2 protein-coding genes are annotated in these 1,369 nt (G+C 36.9%); one reads left to right on the forward strand and one right to left on the reverse strand.

From position 1 onward, the window contains the following. Positions 1 to 381, reverse strand: a 381-nt coding sequence (locus C200_RS13115) for a helix-turn-helix domain-containing protein (protein ID WP_033923817.1), incomplete at its 3' end; no start/stop codon positions are given. Between the two features lie 262 nt (positions 382 to 643). On the opposite strand from C200_RS13115, the gene C200_RS13120 reads away from it, so the two are divergent. Beyond that, positions 644 to 1,105, forward strand: a complete 462-nt coding sequence (locus tag C200_RS13120) for a hypothetical protein (protein ID WP_016212398.1) — start codon at positions 644 to 646, stop codon at positions 1,103 to 1,105. Positions 1,106 to 1,369 lie beyond the last annotated feature (264 nt).

The following is a 1,369-nucleotide window of genomic DNA, read 5'->3' on the forward strand; positions in this document are numbered from 1 at the left end:
CTGCTCTCTATCATCATAAATATAACGGTAAATCGTGCTTTCACTCACCTGGATATCATGCTCTCGTATAAGTTCCTGACTGATAACATCGGGGGATGTATGGGTGCTTAACCGTTGATGGATCAACATTTTTGCCTCCTCTGAAATTTGTCGAAAAGCTTGACCTTGCTTAGCGTTAGCTCGTTTTTCTTGTGCGCAGCGAGAAGTAAGCCGGTGACAATAAAGACCTTTAAAATCGATTGGGGTGTGCCGTTTAATCTCACGGCTAATCGTGCTAGGAGAAAAGCCAAGTGCTCTAGCAATTGATCTGAGCGAGTCTCCCTCTGATAACCGTTGTTCGATATAAAAACGATCTTTTTCATTTAAGTGCCGATAAACCATCTCTACCCTCTAAGTCAAAAGGCGAACTAGAGAGTTTATCTGTATGAATATGAACTCTCTACTGAGTGTTGCACTTCAGATGACGGAGGGCGCGGAGGGCGAAATTTCAAATTGCGACAGAACCCGTAAGTGACGCTTACGAGAACTATATATATTCTATAAAATTATCATATCCATAAAAATAATTCATTTGAGTTATATTTAATATCAATATAAATTTAATTTTGCTAATTTAGTAAGCATTAATATTTGAGGTAATTTTATGAAAAATATAAAAAAAACTATTGGAGTGATTGTGTTAAGTGTTATATCAAGTGGCTGGGCAGTTGCCTGGAGTCCTTGGATTGTTTGTGGAGGAGCAACGCATAAAGTCTATCCTGAAGGAGGAGGAGATCCTTTTGATCAAACATCTTATTATTCAGCGCGATGTTCTGATGGACAAGCACCTGAAGGCTTCACATGTGCATATCATCCAGCTCGCCTTGTAAATGTTATTTATATAAATAATGTTGGAGGCAAAGATAACTATTATGATGTTAGTCAAAGTCAAATGAACGCTATTGATAAAATATGTCAAAAAATCGATAAAAGTGCAAAAGCAGAAGATCCTGCATATTTAGCTCATAGACAGGGAGATAATGGTGGAGGAATGTACGGTCATTATTATGACTTTAGAGTAGTTAGCAATAATAATTTCTTTTCTAAAGAAAAAATTATTTTTTAACCGTATAGCGAAAATCTCGGGGGATTGCCCCCGTGATGGGCATTGTGGTTCTGTCGCAATTTGAAATTTTCATAAAAGTATAATGCTCCCGAGTTTTCAGACAGAATAATTTAACGATTTATTCCTGAAAGGTTAAAATGATGCTTAACATTTTAGGAGCTATGACATGAGTCAAAAAAGAAAGAAGCCAAGCGCTGAATTTAAAACTAAAGTTGTCTTAGAGGTCATCGAAGGAGATCAGATGCTCAACCAAATATGTTCGAA

Origin of the sequence: Piscirickettsia salmonis LF-89 = ATCC VR-1361, from assembly GCF_000297215.2 — a bacterium.
Lineage (GTDB): Bacteria > Pseudomonadota > Gammaproteobacteria > Piscirickettsiales > Piscirickettsiaceae > Piscirickettsia > Piscirickettsia salmonis.

Excerpts from the sequence above, each read along its gene's own strand:
- C200_RS13120 (WP_016212398.1), top strand. The coding sequence starts at position 644 with ATGAAAAATATAAAAAAAACTATTGGAGTGATTGTGTTAAGTGTTATA.